Annotated in this window: 15 protein-coding genes and 1 tRNA gene; 3 read left to right on the top strand and 13 right to left on the bottom strand. The window is 72.3% G+C overall.

Annotated elements, in window-relative coordinates:
• Positions 1–29 precede the first annotated feature (29 nt).
• The 4 genes from coaE to polA form a co-directional block, all read right to left on the bottom strand.
• Positions 30–632, bottom strand: coding sequence for a dephospho-CoA kinase (coaE, locus tag QUG98_RS09630; RefSeq protein WP_289470315.1), 603 nt, complete (start codon positions 630–632; stop codon positions 30–32).
• Positions 633–721: 89 nt separating this feature from the next.
• Entirely contained in the window at positions 722–2191 is a 1470-nt protein-coding gene (rpsA, locus tag QUG98_RS09625; RefSeq protein WP_058727787.1) for a 30S ribosomal protein S1, read from the bottom strand.
• Between the two features lie 254 nt (positions 2192–2445).
• Positions 2446–4125, bottom strand: a complete 1680-nt coding sequence (locus tag QUG98_RS09620) for a DUF885 domain-containing protein (RefSeq protein WP_289470313.1) — start codon at positions 4123–4125, stop codon at positions 2446–2448.
• A gap of 424 nt (positions 4126–4549) precedes the next feature.
• Positions 4550–7222: a DNA polymerase I gene (polA, locus tag QUG98_RS09615; RefSeq protein ID WP_289470312.1), complete on the bottom strand. Its 2673-nt coding sequence runs from the start codon at positions 7220–7222 to the stop codon at positions 4550–4552.
• A gap of 101 nt (positions 7223–7323) precedes the next feature.
• On the opposite strand from polA, the gene QUG98_RS09610 reads away from it, so the two are divergent.
• A complete protein-coding gene (locus QUG98_RS09610) occupies positions 7324–7692 on the top strand; it encodes a PaaI family thioesterase (RefSeq protein ID WP_111226424.1) in 369 nt (122 codons plus the stop codon).
• A 15-nt stretch (positions 7693–7707) separates the two neighbouring features.
• Here QUG98_RS09610 and QUG98_RS09605 read toward each other — a convergent pair whose 3' ends face one another.
• The 6 genes from QUG98_RS09605 to QUG98_RS09580 form a co-directional block, all read right to left on the bottom strand.
• Complete coding sequence (locus QUG98_RS09605; protein ID WP_289470311.1) at positions 7708–8178, bottom strand: GNAT family N-acetyltransferase; 471 nt, start codon at positions 8176–8178, stop codon at positions 7708–7710.
• Between the two features lie 291 nt (positions 8179–8469).
• Positions 8470–9075 (bottom strand): ANTAR domain-containing response regulator, encoded by a 606-nt coding sequence (locus QUG98_RS09600; protein ID WP_022903868.1) that lies wholly within the window; start codon positions 9073–9075, stop codon positions 8470–8472.
• A 207-nt stretch (positions 9076–9282) separates the two neighbouring features.
• Positions 9283–9363 (bottom strand) — tRNA-Leu (locus QUG98_RS09595).
• A 41-nt stretch (positions 9364–9404) separates the two neighbouring features.
• A complete protein-coding gene (locus QUG98_RS09590; RefSeq protein WP_289470310.1) occupies positions 9405–9962 on the bottom strand; it encodes an MOSC domain-containing protein in 558 nt (185 codons plus the stop codon).
• Positions 9959–11551, bottom strand: a complete 1593-nt coding sequence (locus tag QUG98_RS09585) for a sensor histidine kinase (protein ID WP_289470333.1) — start codon at positions 11549–11551, stop codon at positions 9959–9961. The genes QUG98_RS09590 and QUG98_RS09585 overlap by 4 nt, the downstream gene beginning before the upstream one ends.
• Complete coding sequence (locus QUG98_RS09580) at positions 11551–12234, bottom strand: response regulator transcription factor (protein ID WP_289470309.1); 684 nt, start codon at positions 12232–12234, stop codon at positions 11551–11553. Before QUG98_RS09580 ends, QUG98_RS09585 begins: the two co-directional genes overlap by 1 nt.
• Positions 12235–12383: 149 nt before the next feature.
• Here QUG98_RS09580 and QUG98_RS09575 point away from each other — a divergent pair, with 149 nt between their 5' ends.
• Both QUG98_RS09575 and QUG98_RS09570 read left to right on the top strand, forming a co-directional pair.
• The gene (locus tag QUG98_RS09575) at positions 12384–12944 is read left to right on the top strand and encodes a hypothetical protein (protein ID WP_289470308.1); all 561 of its coding nucleotides are present in this window, start codon (positions 12384–12386) and stop codon (positions 12942–12944) included.
• 176 nt (positions 12945–13120) lie between these two features.
• A complete protein-coding gene (locus QUG98_RS09570) occupies positions 13121–13660 on the top strand; it encodes an HdeD family acid-resistance protein (protein WP_289470307.1) in 540 nt (179 codons plus the stop codon).
• A gap of 60 nt (positions 13661–13720) precedes the next feature.
• Here QUG98_RS09570 and QUG98_RS09565 read toward each other — a convergent pair whose 3' ends face one another.
• The 3 genes from QUG98_RS09565 to QUG98_RS09555 all read right to left on the bottom strand — a co-directional run bounded on the left by QUG98_RS09565 (position 13721) and on the right by QUG98_RS09555 (position 18079).
• Entirely contained in the window at positions 13721–14797 is a 1077-nt protein-coding gene (locus QUG98_RS09565) for a VIT1/CCC1 transporter family protein (protein ID WP_289470306.1), read from the bottom strand.
• 239 nt (positions 14798–15036) lie between these two features.
• Positions 15037–16482, bottom strand: a complete 1446-nt coding sequence (pyk, locus tag QUG98_RS09560; protein WP_058729696.1) for a pyruvate kinase — start codon at positions 16480–16482, stop codon at positions 15037–15039.
• Positions 16483–16621: 139 nt separating this feature from the next.
• Positions 16622–18079, bottom strand: a complete 1458-nt coding sequence (locus QUG98_RS09555) for a glutamate synthase subunit beta (RefSeq protein WP_289470305.1) — start codon at positions 18077–18079, stop codon at positions 16622–16624.
• Positions 18080–18121 lie beyond the last annotated feature (42 nt).

Below are 18121 nucleotides of genomic sequence, written 5' to 3'. Positions count from 1 at the left end.
GAGTGTGTGTGGGACGAGGCCGGACCCCGTCACCCGGCGATGCGCTCCCACACCTCGTCCGCCGACCGGAGGGTGTCGGCGAGCGAGCCGGTGGCGTCGACCACGTGGTCCGCGAGGGCCAGTCGCTCCTCGTCGGACGCCTGCGCGGCCACCCGTCGCTCGGCCTCCGCACGGGGCAGGTCCCGGTGCGCGACGAGCCGCTCGACGCGCTGCGCCGCGGGGGCGTCGACGACGACGACGGCGTCGAACCGGATCGGCCGACTGCCCCGAGCCTCGGCGAGGAGCGGGACGTCGTACACGACGACGACGTCGGGGTCGGCCGCCTCGGCCCGGTCGAACGCCTGCTGCGCGAGGCGCCAGACCTCGGGATGGGTGATCCCCTCCAGGTCCTTGCGGGCGGCGGCGTCGGAGAACACGATGCTGCCGAGAGCGGGACGGTCGAGCGAACCGTCCGGCGCGAGCACGCCCGTCCCGAACCGTTCCGCGACGCGGGTGAGCCCGGGGCTGCCCGGCGCGACCGCCTGCCGCGCGAGCTGGTCGGCGTCGACGACGACCGCGCCGTGCTCCGCCCAGCGCCGGGAGACCGTGGACTTGCCCGCGGCGATGCCGCCTGTCAGACCGATGATGCGCACCGGACCAGGCTACCCAGCACGTCGTGGAACGCCGGAAGCCCGGCACCCCATCAGGGATGCCGGGCTTCCGGGACGTGCGACCCGCTCGATCAGTTGTTCGAGCTGAGCTTCTCGCGGAGCGCCGCGAGCGAGGCGTCGTCGGCCAGGGTGCCCTGACCGTTCGACTCGCTCGAGAAGGACGACGAGGACGAGCTCGAGGCCGAGGCGGGGAGGTCGAAGCCACCCTTCTCCTCGTCGGCGATGGTCTTCGCGACCTGCGCCTTGTGGGCCTCCCAGCGCGACTGGGCGGCCGCGTACTGGGCCTCCCACTCGGTGCGCTGGGTGTCGTAGCCCTCGAGCCACTCGTTGGTCTCCGGGTCGAAGCCCTCGGGGTACTTGTAGTTGCCCTGGTCGTCGTACTCGGTCGGCATGCCGTAGAGCGCCGGGTCGAACTCGGTGCCCTCCGGGTCCACGCCCTCGTTCGCCTGCTTGAGGCTGAGCGAGATGCGGCGACGGTCGAGGTCGATGTCGATGATCTTGACGAAGACCTCGTCACCGACGGAGACGACCTGCTCGGCGAGCTCGACGTGCTTGTTCGAGAGCTCCGAGATGTGGACGAGACCCTCGATGCCGTCGGCGACGCGGACGAAGGCACCGAACGGCACGAGCTTCGTGACCTTGCCCGGCGCGATCTGACCGATCGCGTGGGTGCGGGCGAAGACCTGCCACGGGTCCTCCTGCGTGGCCTTGAGCGAGAGCGACACGCGCTCGCGGTCCAGGTCCACCTCGAGGATCTCGACGGTGACTTCCTGACCGACCTCGACGACCTCGCTGGCGTGCTCGATGTGCTTCCAGGAGAGCTCGGAGACGTGGACGAGACCGTCGACGCCACCCAGGTCGACGAACGCACCGAAGTTGACGATCGACGACACGATGCCCTTGCGGACCTGGCCCTTGTGGAGGTTGTTGAGGAAGGTGGTGCGCGACTCGGACTGCGTCTGCTCGAGCAGGGCGCGGCGCGAGAGGACCACGTTGTTGCGGTTCTTGTCGAGCTCCAGGATCTTCGCCTCGAGCTCCTGACCCAGGTACGGGGTCAGGTCGCGGACGCGACGCAGCTCGATGAGCGAGGCGGGGAGGAAGCCACGGAGGCCGATGTCGACGATAAGACCGCCCTTGACGACCTCGATGACCGTGCCGGTGACGACACCGTCGGACTCCTTGATCTTCTCGACGTCGCCCCACGCGCGCTCGTACTGCGCACGCTTCTTCGACAGGATGAGGCGACCTTCCTTGTCCTCCTTCTGGAGGACCAGGGCCTCGACCTCGTCGCCGACCTCGACGACCTCGTTGGGGTCGACGTCGTGCTTGATCGAGAGTTCGCGCGAGGGGATGACACCCTCGGTCTTGTAACCGACGTCGAGGAGGACCTCGTCGCGGTCGATCTTCACGACGGTGCCGGAGATGAGGTCTCCGTCGTTGAAGAACTTCAGGGTCTTCTCGACCTCGGCCAGGAAGTCATCAGCCGAGCCGATGTCGTTGATGGCGACCTGCTTGGGAGCCTTGGTCGTGGTGGTTGTCATGTAGAGATTGCTCCGAACGGACATGAGTCGGGCCGTGACGGCGAGGGAGCGACCCCCTGGTCCGCACCTGTCGCAGGTGCGAGCCGTCGCAGCGGTGTGTGTGGTGGCGCGGATTGCGCCGCTCGAGTCTAACCGGTGCGCGTCCACGGTGACAACCGGGCGTGTCGGCCGGCGACGCGGGACGGACGGGATGCGCGTGGCGGTGCCGCCACGTGCCTCCCGTCCGGTGCACCGCCGACAGCGCCCGGGTCGGCTCAGTCGAGCAGCGCGCTCCGGAGCGTGTCGAGGCCGACGCCGCCGAGCGCGAGCGCGCGGTGGTGGAACGCCTTCAGGTCGAACGCGGCGCCCTCGCGGGCGGCGAGCTCGTCGCGGATCGACTCCCAGACGCGCTGTCCGACCTTGTACGACGGAGCCTGCCCCGGCCAGCCGAAGTACCGGGCGACCTCGAACTGCACGAACTCCGGGGCCATGTTGACGTTCTGGCCCATGAAGTCGAGGGCGTACTCCCACGTCCAACCGCCGCCGTCGGGGTTCGTCTTCTGCAGGTGCACGCCGATGTCGAGCACCACACGGGCCGCCCGCATCCGCTGGCCGTCGAGCATGCCGAGGCGGTCGCCGTCGTCGTCGAGGAACCCGAGCTGCTCCATGAGCCGCTCGGCGTAGAGCGCCCAGCCCTCGACGTGTCCGGACGGGCCCGCGAGCTGGCGGCGCCAGGTGTTGAGCTCGCCGCGGTTGTAGACCGCCTGGCTGATCTGCAGGTGGTGACCGGGGACGCCCTCGTGGTAGACCGTCGTCTTCTCGCGCCAGGTGCCGAACTCCGTGACGCCCTGCGGCACCGACCACCACATGCGTCCCGCACGCGAGAAGTCGTCCGACGGACCGGTGTAGTAGATGCCGCCCTCCTGCGTCGGGGCGATCCGGCACTCCAGGCGCTTGATCGGGTCGGCGATGTCGAAGTACTCCCCGTCCATCGCCCGGATCGACGCGTCACTCGTCTCCTGCATCCACCGCTGCAGGGCGTCCGTGCCGTGCAGGACCCGCGCGGGGTCGGCGTCGAGGACCTCGATCGCGCGCGCCACCGAGGCGCCGGACTCGATGCGGTCCGCGATGCGCTCCTGCTCGTCACGCATGCGGGCGAGCTCCTCGATGCCCCACTCGTACGTCTCGTCGAGGTCGACGACCGCTCCGAGGAAGCGTCGGGAGTGCAGTTCGTAGTCCTCGCGCCCGACGGCGTCCACCGGGGTCGCGAGCGGCAGGAGCTCGTGCTCGAGGAAGCCGCCGAAGGACCGGTAGGCGGCGGCTGCGACCTCGGCGCCGCGGACCAGCTCGGCGCGGAGCGCGTCCGGGACCGGCGCGCCGCCCTCCAGCGCGGCACCGTCGACGAGCTGCCGGAAGAAGCCGTCCTCGGCTCCGTTGCGCGCGGCCTGCTCGGCGATGAGCTCGACCTGGCGCTTCGCGGGCGTGACCTGCTCGCGCGTGCCCTGCAGCAGGGTCTCGCGGTAGCCCTCGAGGGCGTCGGGCAGCGCGTGGAGGCGCCCGGCGACGTCCTGCCAGTCGTCGGTCGTCGCGGTCGGCATCAGGTCGAGGACGTCGCGGAACTCCTGCGCAGGGCTCGCGATCACGTTGAGGTCCCGCAGGTGCAGCTTCCGCTCGTGCGACTCGACGACCAGGTCGAGCTCCGCGCCGAGGTCGGTCTTCGTCACGCGGTCCACGTCGTCCGTGGCCTCGGCGGCGTCGAGGGCGCGGCGGGCCGAGCGGGCGGCGTCGGCCATCGCGTCGGCGCCGGCGGGCGAGGTGTCACCGTACCCGTCGGTGCGCCCCGGGACGCCGATGTAGGTGGCGACGGTGGGGTCGAGGTCGACGAGGGTGGACACCCAGTCCTCGGCGACGCGGTCGACGGCGGACGGCTGGCGGACGGGTCGGTCTTCGCTCATGCCCCGACCCTACCGACCGGCGTGACGCAGGCCGAGGAGGCGGCCGGAGGCGGGATGCCGTTCCGCTCGTGGGAGGCCGTTCCGCTCGTGGGAGGCCGTTCCGCTCGTGGGAGGCCATTCCGCTCGTGGGAGGCCATTCCTTCCTGCTTCCCTCGCGCGGATTGGCATCCCAGGTCACGTGCGATGGGCAGGAACGCGCGCGACCCAGAACCAGCGTCGGGACCACGGACGGGAGGCACGGCGCCAGCTGGCACCGTGCCTCCCGTCCGTGGCGTGGCCGCGTCGCGACCCGCGGCGCCCGGTCCCGCGGCGCCCGGATCCGCCACGCCCGGTCCCGCCGCGCCCGGTCCCGCGGCGCTCGGACCCGCGGCGCCCGGTCCCGCGGCACGCGGACCCGCAACGCGCAACCCCCCCCCCCCCGCGCTCAGTGCGCCGCGGCCTCCCAGTTCGGGCCGACGCCGACGGAGACGTCGAGCGGGACGCTCAGCTCTGCGGCCGCCCCCATCCGCGTCCGCAGGATCTCCTCGACGCGCTCCTGCTCACCGGGCGCGACCTCGAGGATCAGTTCGTCGTGCACCTGGAGCAGCAGGTGCGACTCGAGCGACCCCTCGCGCAGGTCCTCGTCGACACCGAGCATCGCGATCTTCATGATGTCGGCGGCCGAACCCTGGATCGGCGCGTTCAGCGCGGCGCGCTCGGCGTTCTCGCGCAGCACGCGGTTCGGGCTCTTCAGGTCCGGGAACGGACGACGGCGACCGAAGATCGTCTCGGTGTACCCGTCCTCACGGGCCTGCTCGACGACACCCCGGAGGTAGTCGCGCACGGCACCGAACCGCGCGAAGTACTCGTTCATGAGCGTCCGGGCCTCGGACTGCTCGATGCGGAGCTGCTTCGACAGGCCGAACGGGCTGAGACCGTACGCCAGGCCGTACGACATCGCCTTGACCTTGGTGCGCATCTCGGGCGTCACGTCCGCGGGCTCGACCGAGAAGACGCGGGCGCCGACGAAGCGGTGCAGGTCCTCGCCCTCGTTGAAGGCCTGGATGAGCCCGGGGTCGCCGGACAGGTGCGCCATGATGCGCATCTCGATCTGCGAGTAGTCGGCGGTGACCAGCGTCGTGTACGGCTCGGCGACCGCGAAGGCCGACCGGATGCGGCGCCCGACGGCGGTCTTCACCGGGATGTTCTGCAGGTTCGGGTCGGTCGACGAGACGCGGCCCGTGCTCGTGCCGGTCTGCTCGTAGCGCGTGTGGATGCGACCGTCGACGACCGCGGCGTCGAGCGTGTCGACGATCTGCCGGAGCTTCGTCGCGTCACGGTGCTGCAGCAGCAGGCCGAGGAAGGGGTGCGGGTGCTGCTCCTGCAGGTCGGCGAGGCTCGCGGCGTCGGTCGAGAAGCCCGTCTTGGTCTTCCGGGTCTTCGGCATCGCCAGCTCGGTGAACAGGACCTCCTGCAGCTGCTTCGGCGAGCCGAGGTTCACCTCGTGCCCGATCTCGGCGAAGGCCTGCTGCGCCAGTTCGGCGGCCCGCTCCCCCAGGTCGTGCGACAGCCCGGTCAGCACGGGACGGTCGATGCCGACGCCGATGGTCTCCATGCCCGCGAGCACCGGGACGAGCGGCAGCTCGATCGTGTCGAGGACACGGAGCGAGGACTCGTCGACCCGCGAGCGCAGGGCGGTGTCGACGCGCAGCACGTACCAGGCGTGCACGCCGACGTTCACCGGCTCGGTCTCGGGGACGAGCTGGTTCGGGTCGGCCGTCGGCAGTTCCTCGCCGAGCTCCTGGTACACGAGGTCGGCGAGGGGCTGCCCCTGCTTGCCGGGCTGGGCGAGCCACCCGGTGATGCGGGCGTCGCCGGCGATGCCGTTCACGGTGATGCCGACCGTGCCGAGGGCCTTGATCGCGGCCTTGGCGTCGTGGAAGTGCTTCGGGGCGTCCGACGCGAACCAGGCGGCGAGCTGCTCGTAGTCCTTCGCACCGCTGCCGCCGGGCACCAGGACGGCGTCGTCGTGGGTGGCGATGCCGATCGTGCTGAGGCGGCCGTCGATGACCTCGACCGCGACGCCGAACCCGTTCTCGGCGTCGTTCGCGCCCTTGCGCTCGAGCCAGTAGCCGAGTTCCTCGTCGATGACCGTCGTGACCTTCGGCGGGATGGGGGCGCCGCCGTCGACCGAACCGGGGGCGTCGCTCGGCTCGCTCGGCTCACCGGTGCCCGCGACCTTGAACACCCGGTCGAGCAGGGTGCGGAACTGCAGCTTCGCGAAGAGGTCGCGCACCGCCTGCTCGTCGAGCGGTCGGAGTGCGACGTCTGCCGGGCCGACGGGCAGCTCGACGTCGTTCACGAGCCGGTTCAGCCTGCGGTTCCGGACGGCCCGGTCCTTCTGCTCGCGGAGGTTGTTGCCGACGACGCCCTTGATCTCGTCGGCGTGCTCGAGCACCCCGTCGAGCGACCCGTACGCGGTGATCCACTTCACCGCGGTCTTCTCGCCGACCTTGTCGATGCCGATCAGGTTGTCGCTGGTCTCCCCCACGAGGGCCGCGATGTCCGGGTACTGGTGCGGCTCGATGCCGTACCGCTCGTACACCTTGTCGCGGTCGTAGCGGGTGAGCTCGGAGACGCCGCGCACCGAGGGGTAGAGCAGCGTGACGTCGTCGTTGACGAGCTGGATGGAGTCGCGGTCACCGGACACGACGTAGACCTGGTAGCCCTGCTCGGACCCCTGGCGGGCGAGGGTCGCGAGGATGTCGTCGGCCTCGTAGTCCTCCTTCGTGACCGTCGTGATGCCCATCGCCTCGAGCGCCTGCTGCAGGAGCGGGATCTGGCCCTTGAACTCTGCCGGGGTCTCGGAACGGGTTCCCTTGTAGTCCTCGTACTCACGCGTGCGGAACGAGAACCGGGAGATGTCGAACGCGACCGCCAGGTGGGTCGGCTTCTCGCGCTGGAGGAGCATGAGCAGCATCGAGATGAAGCCGTGGATGGCGTTCGTGTGCTGCCCCTCGCGGTTCACGAAGCTGTCGACCGGGAGCGCGTAGAAGGCCCGGAAGGCGAGCGAGTGGCCGTCGATGACCATGAGGGTAGGCTTTGCGGAGTCCGACACCCGGACAGCCTACCGACGCCATCCGACACGGGAGTCCTGCGCGCGTGACCGACGAAGCGACCACCACCGGACCCGTCGACGGACGGCTCGCCGACCGCGGGATGGGCGAGCTCGCCACGAAGATGGGCATGGAGATCACCGAGCTCACCGCCGAGCGTGCGGTCGGCTCGATCCCCGTCGAGGGCAACCGCCAGCCCGTCGGCCTGCTGCACGGCGGTGCGTACGTCGTGCTCGCCGAGAGCCTCGGCTCGATGGCCGCGAACGTGCACGCCGGCCCCGGTCGCTACGCCGTCGGCATCGAGCTGAGCGCGTCGCACTCGCGGAGCGCCACGAGCGGCCGCGTCACCGGGACCTGCACCGCGATCCACCTCGGCGGCACCCTGACGACCCACGAGATCGTCCTGACCGACGACGAGGGGCGCCGCTGCTCGACCGTGCGGATCACGAACATGATCCGCGAGCGGCGCTAGGGCCGCCGACCGCGCTCAGTCCTCCGGCGGTCGCTGCAGCAGCAGGCGCGCGTCCCCGAACCCGAGCCGCCGGTAGAGCGTCTCCCCGACGACGCTCGAGTGCACCACGACGCGCTCCGCGCCGGCGTCGTCCGCCACGTCCAGCAGCGCCGCGACGAGGTCCTTCGCCACGCCCCCGCCGCGCAGGTCCGGGTGCACGTAGACGCTCTGGAGCTCGGCCGCGACACGTCCCCGCGGCCGGTGCGGCACCGGCGGACGGGCGTTCAGCGCGAGCCACGCCATCCCCAGCACGACACCGCCCCGCTCCGCGACGACGCACCGGTGCGAGTCGGCGTGCTCGCCGGCGAAGGCGGTCATCGCCTCGCGGTACTCCTCGCGCGTCACCGTCGGTGCGCGTCCGTCCTCGTCGACGCTCCACCGCCACCGCAGGTCGGCGACCGCCGACATGTCCGCCGGTCGGGAGGCACGGATCACCACGTCGTCCATGCCCCCACCCTGCCACGTGGTCGGGCGGCGGCGGGGCCGACCCGCGCCTCCCGGCCCGGTGGTCTGCCGCGCGCTCGCGCCGTATCCGACATCGCTCGCGTCGTTCGACGGGTGCGATGTCGCACCGTGCGGGCGCACCCGATGCAGGCGCATCGACCGACACCGTGCGCGTCGATCGACCGGTGCGGTGTCGCACGGTGCACGCGCATCGACGGCCGCCTGGGTCGGAACGCGGAGAGCGCCGCCGGACCGGGTCCGGCGGCGCTCTCCGCGTGAGCGAGCGGGTGCTCGTTACTTCTTGGCGCTGAGCTGCTCGATGATCGCCTTCGCGACGTCGTGCATGGTCAGGCGGCGGTCCATCGACGCCTTCTGGATCCAGCGGAACGCCTCGGGCTCGGTGAGGCCCATCTTCTCGTTGAGCAGACCCTTGGCACGGTCGACCAGCTTGCGGGTCTCGAACCGCTCGACCAGGTCGGCGACCTCGGCCTCGAGCGTGATGATCTGCTGGTGCCGCGAGAGGGCGATCTCGATCGCGGGGAGCAGGTCGTTCGGGGTGAAGGGCTTCACGACGTAGGCCAGGGCACCGGCCTCGGTCGCGCGCTCGACGAGGTCCTTCTGGCTGAACGCCGTGAGGAGGACCACCGGAGCGATGTGGTTCTTGGAGAGCTTTTCGGCAGCGGAGATGCCGTCGAGCTGGGGCATCTTGACGTCCATGACCACGAGGTCCGGGCGGAGGTCGGTCGCGAGCTGGACGGCGGTCTCACCGTCGCCGGCCTCGCCGACCACGTCGAACCCGTTGTCGCGGAGGATCTCGACGATGTCGAGACGGATGAGCGACTCGTCCTCGGCGACGACGACGCGACGCGGTGCTGCTGGGGTTGCTTCTGTGTCACTCACGACCGAGAGCCTACTAGACGGAGCGCGCGGCTTCCGTCAGCTGTGTACGAGTGGCGGGACGCTCGGTCTGCGCAGCCCAGCACGCCGTGAGCGATCCAGTACGAGTGACGGGACGCTCGGTCTGCGCAGCCCCGCACGCCGTGAGCGATCCAGTACGAGTGACGGGACGCTCGGTCTGTGCAGCCCCGCACGCCGTGAGCGATCCAGTACGAGTGGCGGGATTCGAACCCGCACGCCGTGAGGCAGAGCATTTTGAGTGCCCCGTGTCTACCGTTCCACCACACTCGCGAGGGCACCAGGCTAGCAGGACCGTCAGCCGGCCCCGGTCGTCACACCGGCACCAGCGGCTGCGGCTCCCCGGCCGGCAGCTCGACCCTGACGGCGTCTCCGGCACGGACCACACCGCCCGTCACGACGACGCCCATCACGCCGCCCTTGCGCTCCACGGTGCCGTCCTCCGCCCGACCGAGGACCGCGCGCAGCAGCCCGGGGTCGAAGTCGTTGATCTGCTGGCACGGGTTCCGGAGCCCCGTCACGCGGACACACGCCTCGTCGCCGAGGTGGAGCAGCGCCCCGGTCGGCAGCCCGAGCAGGTCGACACCGCGCGTGGTGACGTTCTCGCCCATGTCCCCGGGGACGACCACGTGCCCGGCCGCCGCGACCTCGTCGAACACCTCGGCGTGCAGCAGGTGGACCTGCCGCAGGTTCGGCTGCGAGGGGTCGCGGGCGACGCGCGACCGGTGCTGGACGGTGGTGCCGGCGTGCGCGTCGCCCTCGACACCCCACCCCGCGACCAGGGTGATCTCCTCGACGACGGGCTTGCTGAACCGGTGCTCGGTGTCGCGCGCCACCGCGACGATCCGACCGGGCTCCTGAAGTGCACTCACGTCCCCATCGTGGCAGACGCGGGCGCTCGACCGACAGTCCGGTCGGCCCCCGGTACGGGGTCGACCGACCGGCCGGCGAGCGGCAGGCGGAGCACGAACCGCGCACCGCCGAGCGTGCCGTCCTCCCCGTGGACGAGGGTGCCGCCGTGGGCGGTCGCGATCCCGCGGGCGATCGGCAGGCCGAGCCCGGCGCCACCCGACCGGACGTCGCGGGAGTCCTCCAGCCGGACGAGCCGGTCGAACACCCGCTCCCGGTCTGCGAGGGCGATCCCGGGCCCGTCGTCCTCCACCACGAGCACCGCCTCGTCATCGCCCCCGCCGAGCGTCACGCGCACCGTCCCCCTACCGCCGGTGGCGCGTGCGGCGTTGTCGACGAGGTTGCCGAGCACCTGCGCCAGTCGGTCCGGGTCGACCTCGGCGACGACGGAGCCCGAGGGCAGCTCGGTGTGCAGGGCGATGCCGGGCAACCGGAGCTCGAGCCGGTCGACCTCGGCACGCAGCCACGGGACGAGGTCGGTCGTCCGCCGGTCGAGGGCGATGCCGCGGTCGAGCCGCGCCATCGTCAGCATGTCGTCGACGAGCCGCGACGCCCGGTCCGCCTGGCGGACGACGTGCACGGCGAGCACCTCCGTCGTCGCCGGGTCGTCACCGCCGCTCCGCACGAGGGTGTCCGCCGCTGCGCGGACCCCGGCGACGGGCGTGCGGAGTTCGTGTGCGGCGTCGGACAGGAAGCCGCGCACCCGTTCCTCGGCGGCCACGGCCTGGGCCTCCGCGCCCTCGACGGCGTCGAGCATCTCGTCGAACGCCGCGGCAACGCGGCCGATCTCGGTGTCGGTCCGTGCGGGCCGCAGACGACGACCACGGTCGCCGTCGGCGATGGACCGCGCCGTCGCGGTGACCTCGTCGAGCGGGCGCAGCGCCCGCCGGACGACCAGGACGACGCCGACGACGGCGACCCCGAGGAACGCCGCGGAGGCTCCGCCCATCACCCAAGCGAGCTGCGCGAGGGTCTCCTGCACGTCGCGCGTCCCGGCGGTGAGGGTGATGCGGGTGCCGTCGTCGAGGACGGACCGGAGCGTGAGGACACCGTCGTCGTCGCGCACGCTGGACGACACGACCGACGCGCCCGACGTCGCCGCGCCGGACCCGGACGCGGAGCCGGACGACCCCGAGGACGACGATCCGGCCGACGACGACCCGGAACCCGCCGACCCGGGGCCCGTCGACCCGGAGGACCGCTCGCGCGCGGCCGGTCCCGGCAGGCCTCCGGGATCCGGCGGACCCGAGCGCAGCTGGTCGGGGGTCGGACCGGCCTCGACCGAGGCGCCGTCGGGCTGGACGATCCGCACGGAGAGCCCCTGCGCCGACAGGCGGTCGGCCAGGTCGTCCGCATCGAGCACCCCGACGAGCGCGGCGGCTGCGGCGGCCCGGTCCCGCAGTCGGTCCTCGACCTGCGCGCGGAGCCGGGCGCCGAGCACCGCCTCGACCGCGACGACGAGCCCGGCGAGCAGGACCGCGAGCAGCACGAGGACCGCGACGACGGTGCGCAACCGCAGCGACGTGGTGCGCAGCCGACCGCCCGAGGCCATCACGCCGCACCCCGGTCCACGGCGAGCCGGTACCCCAGCCCGCGCACCGTGTGCACGAGTCGGGGTCCGTGCGCCTCCATCTTCCGGCGTAGGGCGCTGAGGTGGACCTCGACCAGGTTCGGCGCGATGTCCTCGTACCCCCAGACCTGGGTCGTGATCTGCCCCTTCGAGACCGTCCGGCCCCGGCTCTCGGCGAGGAACCGCAGCAGCCGGAACTCGGTGGCGGTCAGGTCGAGCAGGACGCCACCGCGCCGCACGGTCGCGCCCTCGGGGTCGAGCACCAGGTCCCCGACCTCGATCACCGACGGGACCCTCCCTCGTCGCCGGAGCACCGCCGTGACACGGGCCACGAGCTCGGCCATCGCGAACGGCTTCACCACGTAGTCGTCGGCGCCCTCGGCGAAGCCGCGCAGCCGGTCGTCGAGCTCGTCCCGCGCGGTCATCATCACGACGGCCGCGTCCGATCGGGTGCGGACCCGCGCTGCGAGCACGATGCCGCTCGGGCCGGGCAGCATCCAGTCGAGCAGGACGAGATCCGGGGCGGCGCGGTCGAGGTCCTCGGCGATCGAGCGCCCGTCGGACGCCTCGGACACGACGAGGCCCTCGGCGCGCAGGGTCGCGGCGACGGCGGTGCGGAGGGAGTCGTCGTCCTCGACCACCAGGACACGTGCGGGTGCGTTCACGGCGGACACGGTAGGTGGGCACTGCCTGTAAGGAGCATGGAGGACGCTGGAGGATCCCTGTGCTTCAGTCCTGCTTCAGATTCGAGCTCGACCGTCGTCCACGTCGCAGGACCGCCCCGGTCCGGTGACACCGACACGGAAGGCACACCATGCAGGACGAACGACACGACCAGCCCGTCACCGCTCCCGACCGCCGCCGACGCACGCTGCGTCGCGTGGGCATCGGCTCCGCGGCAGCCGCGGCGCTGCTCCTCGGCGGACTCGGCGTGACCGCGGCCGTCGCCGACGGCTCCGGCGCCTCGAGCGCACCGACGGGAGCGCCCAGCGGTGCACCCAGCGGCGCTCCGAGCGGCGCTCCCAGCGGCGCTCCCGCGCCCGGCGCGAAGGGCGGCCCCGCCGCACCGGGTACCGAGGGCACCGGGAAGGGCGCCGCTCCGGCCCCGGGCTGCGTGGCGGCTCCGCCGGCAACCGGCGACGCACCGAAGCCGAAGGACGGCGACGCACCGAAGCCCCCGACGGGCTCCGACGCGCCGGAGCCGCCGACAGGGTCGGACGCCCCGAAGCCGCCGACGGACGAGAAGGCACCGAAGCCGAAGGACGGCGACGCCCCCACCCCGCCGAAGGGGTCGGACGCCCCGAAGCCGCCGCAGCCGGACCAGGACCGCGGCACGGACGGGTCCGCCACCCCCGCACCGACCTCCGGGTCCTGACCCGGGCGGCGGGGCGCGGGAGGCGCACGTCGTCGGCCGACCGGTCGACGCACGTCGCGCCTCCCGGCCCGACCGGGGCGACCGGGGTGACCGTGGCGACCGGAACCGACCGCGGACGCCGACCGCCGCCCGCGGGTACCGTCGGTGACCACGCGGACCGAGCGGAAGGGGCAGCCGTGGACTCTCGCGCCGTGCGCTCGTTCCGCGCGTTCGTCGTCGTCACGGCCGTCGTCGCGATCGTGCTCGGCATCGTCGCCGTGGTCTGGCCCGAGCCGTCGCTCGTCCTCGTCGCACTCGTGTTCGGCGTCTACCTGGTCGCGGCGGGGACCATGCGTGTCGTCGCGGCGGTGCGCGGACACGGCACGACCGCGCTGTGGCGGTGGACGTCGGGCACCGTCGGCGGCCTGGTCGGGATCGCCGGCCTGGTGACCCTGGTCGACCCGGCCGTCCCGCTGCTGGTCTACGCCGTGCTCGCCGGGGTGGCGTTCCTGCTCGAGGGCGTCGCCGCGCTCGTCGGCGCGTTCGTGGGGCACCCGGGGTCGTCGCGACTGCCGACCGTGGTGAGCGGACTGCTCTCGCTCATCGGCGGTGTGGTCGTGCTCGTCGCCCCCGGACTGGCGCTGACGGTGTTCACGGTCTTCTCGGGCATCGCGCTGGTCGTCGTCGGCGCCGCGGCGCTCCTGCTGCTGCCGCCGCGCGCGGCTGCTCGCCGCTGAGGCGCTCCGACCGCAGCCACCCACCGGCGGGGTGCTCGATCGCTTCCGCCTGCGGCGCCGCTACGCGCTCCCGGTGCCGAACAGCAGCCCCAGCCCGTAGGTGACGACGGCCGCACCGAACCCGATCGCGAGCTGGCGGAGCGCGCGCTTGAGCGGCGAGGCCCCGCTCAGCACACCGACCACCGCGCCGGTGCCGAGGAGCGCGATGCCGACCAGCACCGCCGCGAGGACGATCGCCGGCCACCCCTCGAGCCCGAACAGGTACGGCAGCACCGGGATGATCGCTCCCGAGGCGAAGAAGCAGAAGCTCGAGACGGCCGCGCTCGTCCCGCTCCCCACGGCCTCGTGCTCGTCGGTCGCGGTGGCGGCGGTGACCGTCCGACCGCCGAGCACCTCTGCCGCGTGCTCCTGCGCCGCGGCCTCGTCCATGCCCCGCGCACGGTAGACGAGGGCGAGCTCGTTCGCGTCGACGTCCAGGTCGGCCACCGCCCGCCCGGCGTCGGGGTGCGGTGCAGAGGCGTCGAGGAGCTCACGCTGGGACCGCACCGAGACGTACTCCCCCGCGCCCATCGACAGGGCGCCGGCGAGCAGCCCCGCGATGCCGCTGAGCAGCACGAAGTGTCGGTCGGCCCCGGAGGCGCTGATGCCGATGATGAGCGCGAGGTTCGACACGAGCCCGTCGTTGGCCCCGAACACCGCGGCGCGGAAGGTGCCGGACAGCCGCATGCGTCCGCGGTTCGCGAGCCCGCGGACCACCTCGCCGTGGATCCGCTCGTCGGCTGCCATGCGCGCGGTCGCGTCGTCGTCGTCGGCGTAGGGCGAGCGGTCCTCAGCGCGCTGCATGAGCGCGAGGACGAACACCGACCCGAACCGCTTCGCGAGCGCGGCGAGGACCCGGGTACGCAGACTGCCGCGGAGCGGTCGGCCGACGTCGTCGCCGAGCAGGTCGAGCCAGTGCTGCTCGTGCCGCCCCTCCGCCTCGGCCAGCGCCGCGAGGATCTCACGCTCCTCGCCCGTGCGCCGGGTGGAGAGGTTCCGGTAGACCGCGGCCTCCGCCCGCTCGTCCGCCAGGTAGCGGCGCCAGCGGCGGACGTCCGCTGCGGTCGGTGCGGTGCGGGGGGCGTCCTGGAGGCTCACACCGACGATCCTGCCCGATCCGTCCGACGCCCGGTCACCTCCGCACGTCCACCGTCCGGTCCGGCGCGCCCCGTGGTCGACGAGCTGTACCAGACGCCGGCACACCGCGCACGGGTGCACGGGTGCCGGGTGGCCCCACCGGGGAACGCGACAGGGCGCGGACCGGAGGCCGTGCGCGGTGTCGCGCCGTGCCTCCCGTCCGCGCCCTGTCGGCGTGGTGACCGGGTGCGGTGACCGGGTCAGTCCCGCACGTAGGCGGGGGCCGCCTCGGCGTGCGCGTCGCCGACGCGGTGCACCCGCAGGTCGTTCGTCGAGCCCTCGAGTCCGGGGGGCGAACCCGCCGTCACGATGACCCGGTCACCGGGGGCGGCGAGACCGTTCGCGAGCAGCACGTCGTCGACCTGCGAGAACAGCTCGTCGGTGTGGGTCTTGCGCTCCACGAGGAACGAGCGGACACCCCAGGTGAGCGCCATGCGGCGACGCGTGGCCTCGTTCGGGGTGAACGCGATGATCGGCAGGCCGTGGCGGAGGCGCGACATGCGACGTGCCGAGTCACCGGACTCGGTGAACACGCAGAGGTAGGACGCCTCGGTGAACTCCGCGATCTCGACCGCGGCGAGCGTGATCGCTCCACCGAGCGTGCGCGGCTTCGTGCCGAGCGGGGCGATGCGCTCGAGGCCGTGGTCCTCGGTCGACTCGACGATGCGGGCCATCGTGCGGACGGTCTGCACGGGGTACTCGCCGACGCTGGTCTCGCCGGAGAGCATGACCGCGTCCGCGCCGTCGAGCACGGCGTTCGCGACGTCGGAGGTCTCCGCGCGGGTCGGGATCGGCGACGAGATCATCGACTCGAGCATCTGCGTCGCGACGATGACCGGCTTCGCCATGCGGCGGGACAGCTCGACGGCGCGCTTCTGCACGATCGGGACGGCCTCGAGCGGGAGCTCGACGCCGAGGTCGCCGCGGGCGACCATGATGCTGTCGAAGGCATCGATGATCTCCTCGAGGGCGTCGACTGCCTGCGGCTTCTCGACCTTGGCGATGATCGGGAGGCGCTTGCCCTCCTCGTCCATGATCTCGTGGGCGCGGTCGACGTCGGCGGCGTTGCGCACGAACGAGAGCGCGATGAGGTCGGCGCCCTGGCGGATCGCCCAGCGGAGGTCGGCCTCGTCCTTCTCGCTCAGCGCGGGGACGTTGACGGCGACACCGGGCAGGTTGATGCCCTTGTTGTTCGAGACCGTGCCGGCGACGACGACCTCGGTGCGCACGCGCACGCCGTCGGTGTCGAGCACGCGCAGGCGGACCCGGCCGTCGTCGATGAGCAGCGGGTCGCCGGGCTTGACGTCCTGCGGCAGGCCCTTGAACGTCGTGCCGCAGATCTCCTTCGAGCCGGGGACGTCCTCGGTGGTGATCGTGAAGACGTCACCGACGGCGAGCTCGTGCGGGCCGTCGGCGAACTTCGCGAGGCGGATCTTCGGGCCCTGCAGGTCGACGAGGATCGCGACCGGCTTGCCGAGGTCCGCGGCGGCGCGACGGACGTTCTCGTAGTTCGCCTCGTGGACGCTGTAGTCACCGTGGCTGAGGTTGAGGCGGGCGACGTCGACGCCCGCTTCGATGATCTCCTTGACGGTCTCGTAGTCCGACGTAGCCGGACCGAGCGTCGAAACGATCTTTGCGCGTCTCAATGGATTCCTTCGTGTGGTGGGTGGTGCCGGTTTCCGCGCTGTGGGGCCGCGCGGAACGAGAGCAGGCCACCAGCACCCTATCGAGTGCCGGTGGCCTGCTGCTCATCGGTGGACCGGTGTTCCGTGTGCGCTCACGGCGTCAGACCGTGAGTGCGCGGTCGGTCGCCTTGACGGGTGCCGGCAGGATCGTCGAGCCCTCGAGGTACGCGTCGACCTTCGAGGCGGCGGCGCGCCCCTCGGCGATCGCCCAGACGATGAGCGACTGGCCGCGGCCGGCGTCGCCCGCGACGAACACGCCGGGCTCGTTCGTCGAGTAGTCCGCCTGGCGCGCGACCGCGCCGGACACCAAGGTGGGCAGTCCGAGCTGCGGCTCGATCGTGTCCGTCTCGGGGCCGGTGAAGCCCATCGCGATGAGGACCAGGTCCGCGGGGATCTCCCGCTCGGTGCCGGCCTTCGGGACCCGACGGCCGTCGAGGTACTCGGTCTCGGCGACCCGCAGTGCGCGGACCTCGCCGGCGCTGTTGCCGAGGAACTCGACGGTCGAGGCGAGGAAGTGCCGCTCGCCGCCCTCCTCGTGGGCGCTCGTGACCTCGAACACCGTCGGGAACATCGGCCAGGGCTGCTCGGACGGACGCTCGAGCGGCGGCTGCTTGCCGATCGCGAGGTTCGTGACGCTGAGTGCGCCCTGGCGGTGGGCGGTGCCGATGCAGTCCGCGCCGGTGTCGCCGCCGCCGATGACGACGACGTGCTTGCCCTCGGCCGTGACCTGGTTGTCGACGGTCGTGCCGGCGTTCGCCTTGTTCTGCTGGACGAGGTACTCCATGGCGTAGTGCACGCCCGCGAGGTCGCGTCCCGGGATCGGGAGGTCGCGCGGCACCGTGGCGCCGGTGGCGACGACGACCGCGTCGTAGCGGGACTTCAGGTCGTCCCACGTGATGTCGACACCGATCTCGACACCGGCGCGGAAGCGGGTGCCCTCGGCCTGCATCTGCGCGAGGCGCGCGTCGATCTGCCGCTTCTCCATCTTGAAGTCCGGGATGCCGTAGCGGAGCAGCCCGCCGATCCGGTCGTCACGCTCGTAGACGGCGACGGTGTGCCCCGCCCGCGTGAGCTGCTGGGCGGCGGCCAGGCCGGCGGGACCGGAGCCCACGACCGCGACGGTCTTGCCCGTCAGGCGCTCCGGCGGGTGCGGGGTCACCCAGCCGTTCTTGTACGCCTCGTCGATGATCGAGACCTCGACCTGCTTGATGGTCACCGGCGGCTGGTTGATGCCGAGCACACAGGACGCCTCGCACGGGGCCGGGCAGAGCTTGCCGGTGAACTCCGGGAAGTTGTTCGTGGCGTGCAGCCGCTCGATCGCCTGGCGGCCCTCACCGCGCCACGTCAGGTCGTTCCACTCCGGGATGAGGTTGCCGAGCGGGCAGCCCTGGTGGCAGAAGGGCACGCCGCAGTCCATGCAGCGACCGGCCTGCCGCTTCAGGGCGCCGGACTCCTGCTGCTCGTAGACCTCCTTCCAGTCCATGAGCCGCACGGGGACGGGTCGACGGGGCGGGAGCTCGCGCTCCTGCACCTTGAGGAAGCCCTTCGGGTCAGCCACGGTTCGCCTCCTGCTCGTGCTGGGTGGTGCTGGGGATGGACG

Source organism: Curtobacterium subtropicum (assembly GCF_030362975.1).
Classification (GTDB): Bacteria; Actinomycetota; Actinomycetes; order Actinomycetales; family Microbacteriaceae; genus Curtobacterium; species Curtobacterium subtropicum.
The sequence above is the reverse complement of the archived record's forward strand: the minus strand, read 5'-3'. Positions and strand labels throughout refer to the sequence as shown.

Excerpts from the sequence above, each read along its gene's own strand:
- QUG98_RS09605 (WP_289470311.1), bottom strand. The coding sequence starts at position 8,178 with ATGGACGACGTGGTGATCCGTGCCTCCCGACCGGCGGACATGTCGGCG.
- QUG98_RS09575 (WP_289470308.1), top strand. The coding sequence starts at position 12,384 with ATGCAGGACGAACGACACGACCAGCCCGTCACCGCTCCCGACCGCCGC.
- QUG98_RS09620 (WP_289470313.1), bottom strand. The coding sequence starts at position 4,125 with ATGAGCGAAGACCGACCCGTCCGCCAGCCGTCCGCCGTCGACCGCGTC.
- rpsA (WP_058727787.1), bottom strand. The coding sequence starts at position 2,191 with ATGACAACCACCACGACCAAGGCTCCCAAGCAGGTCGCCATCAACGAC.
- QUG98_RS09585 (WP_289470333.1), bottom strand. The coding sequence starts at position 11,551 with ATGGCCTCGGGCGGTCGGCTGCGCACCACGTCGCTGCGGTTGCGCACC.
- QUG98_RS09610 (WP_111226424.1), top strand. The coding sequence starts at position 7,324 with ATGGGCGAGCTCGCCACGAAGATGGGCATGGAGATCACCGAGCTCACC.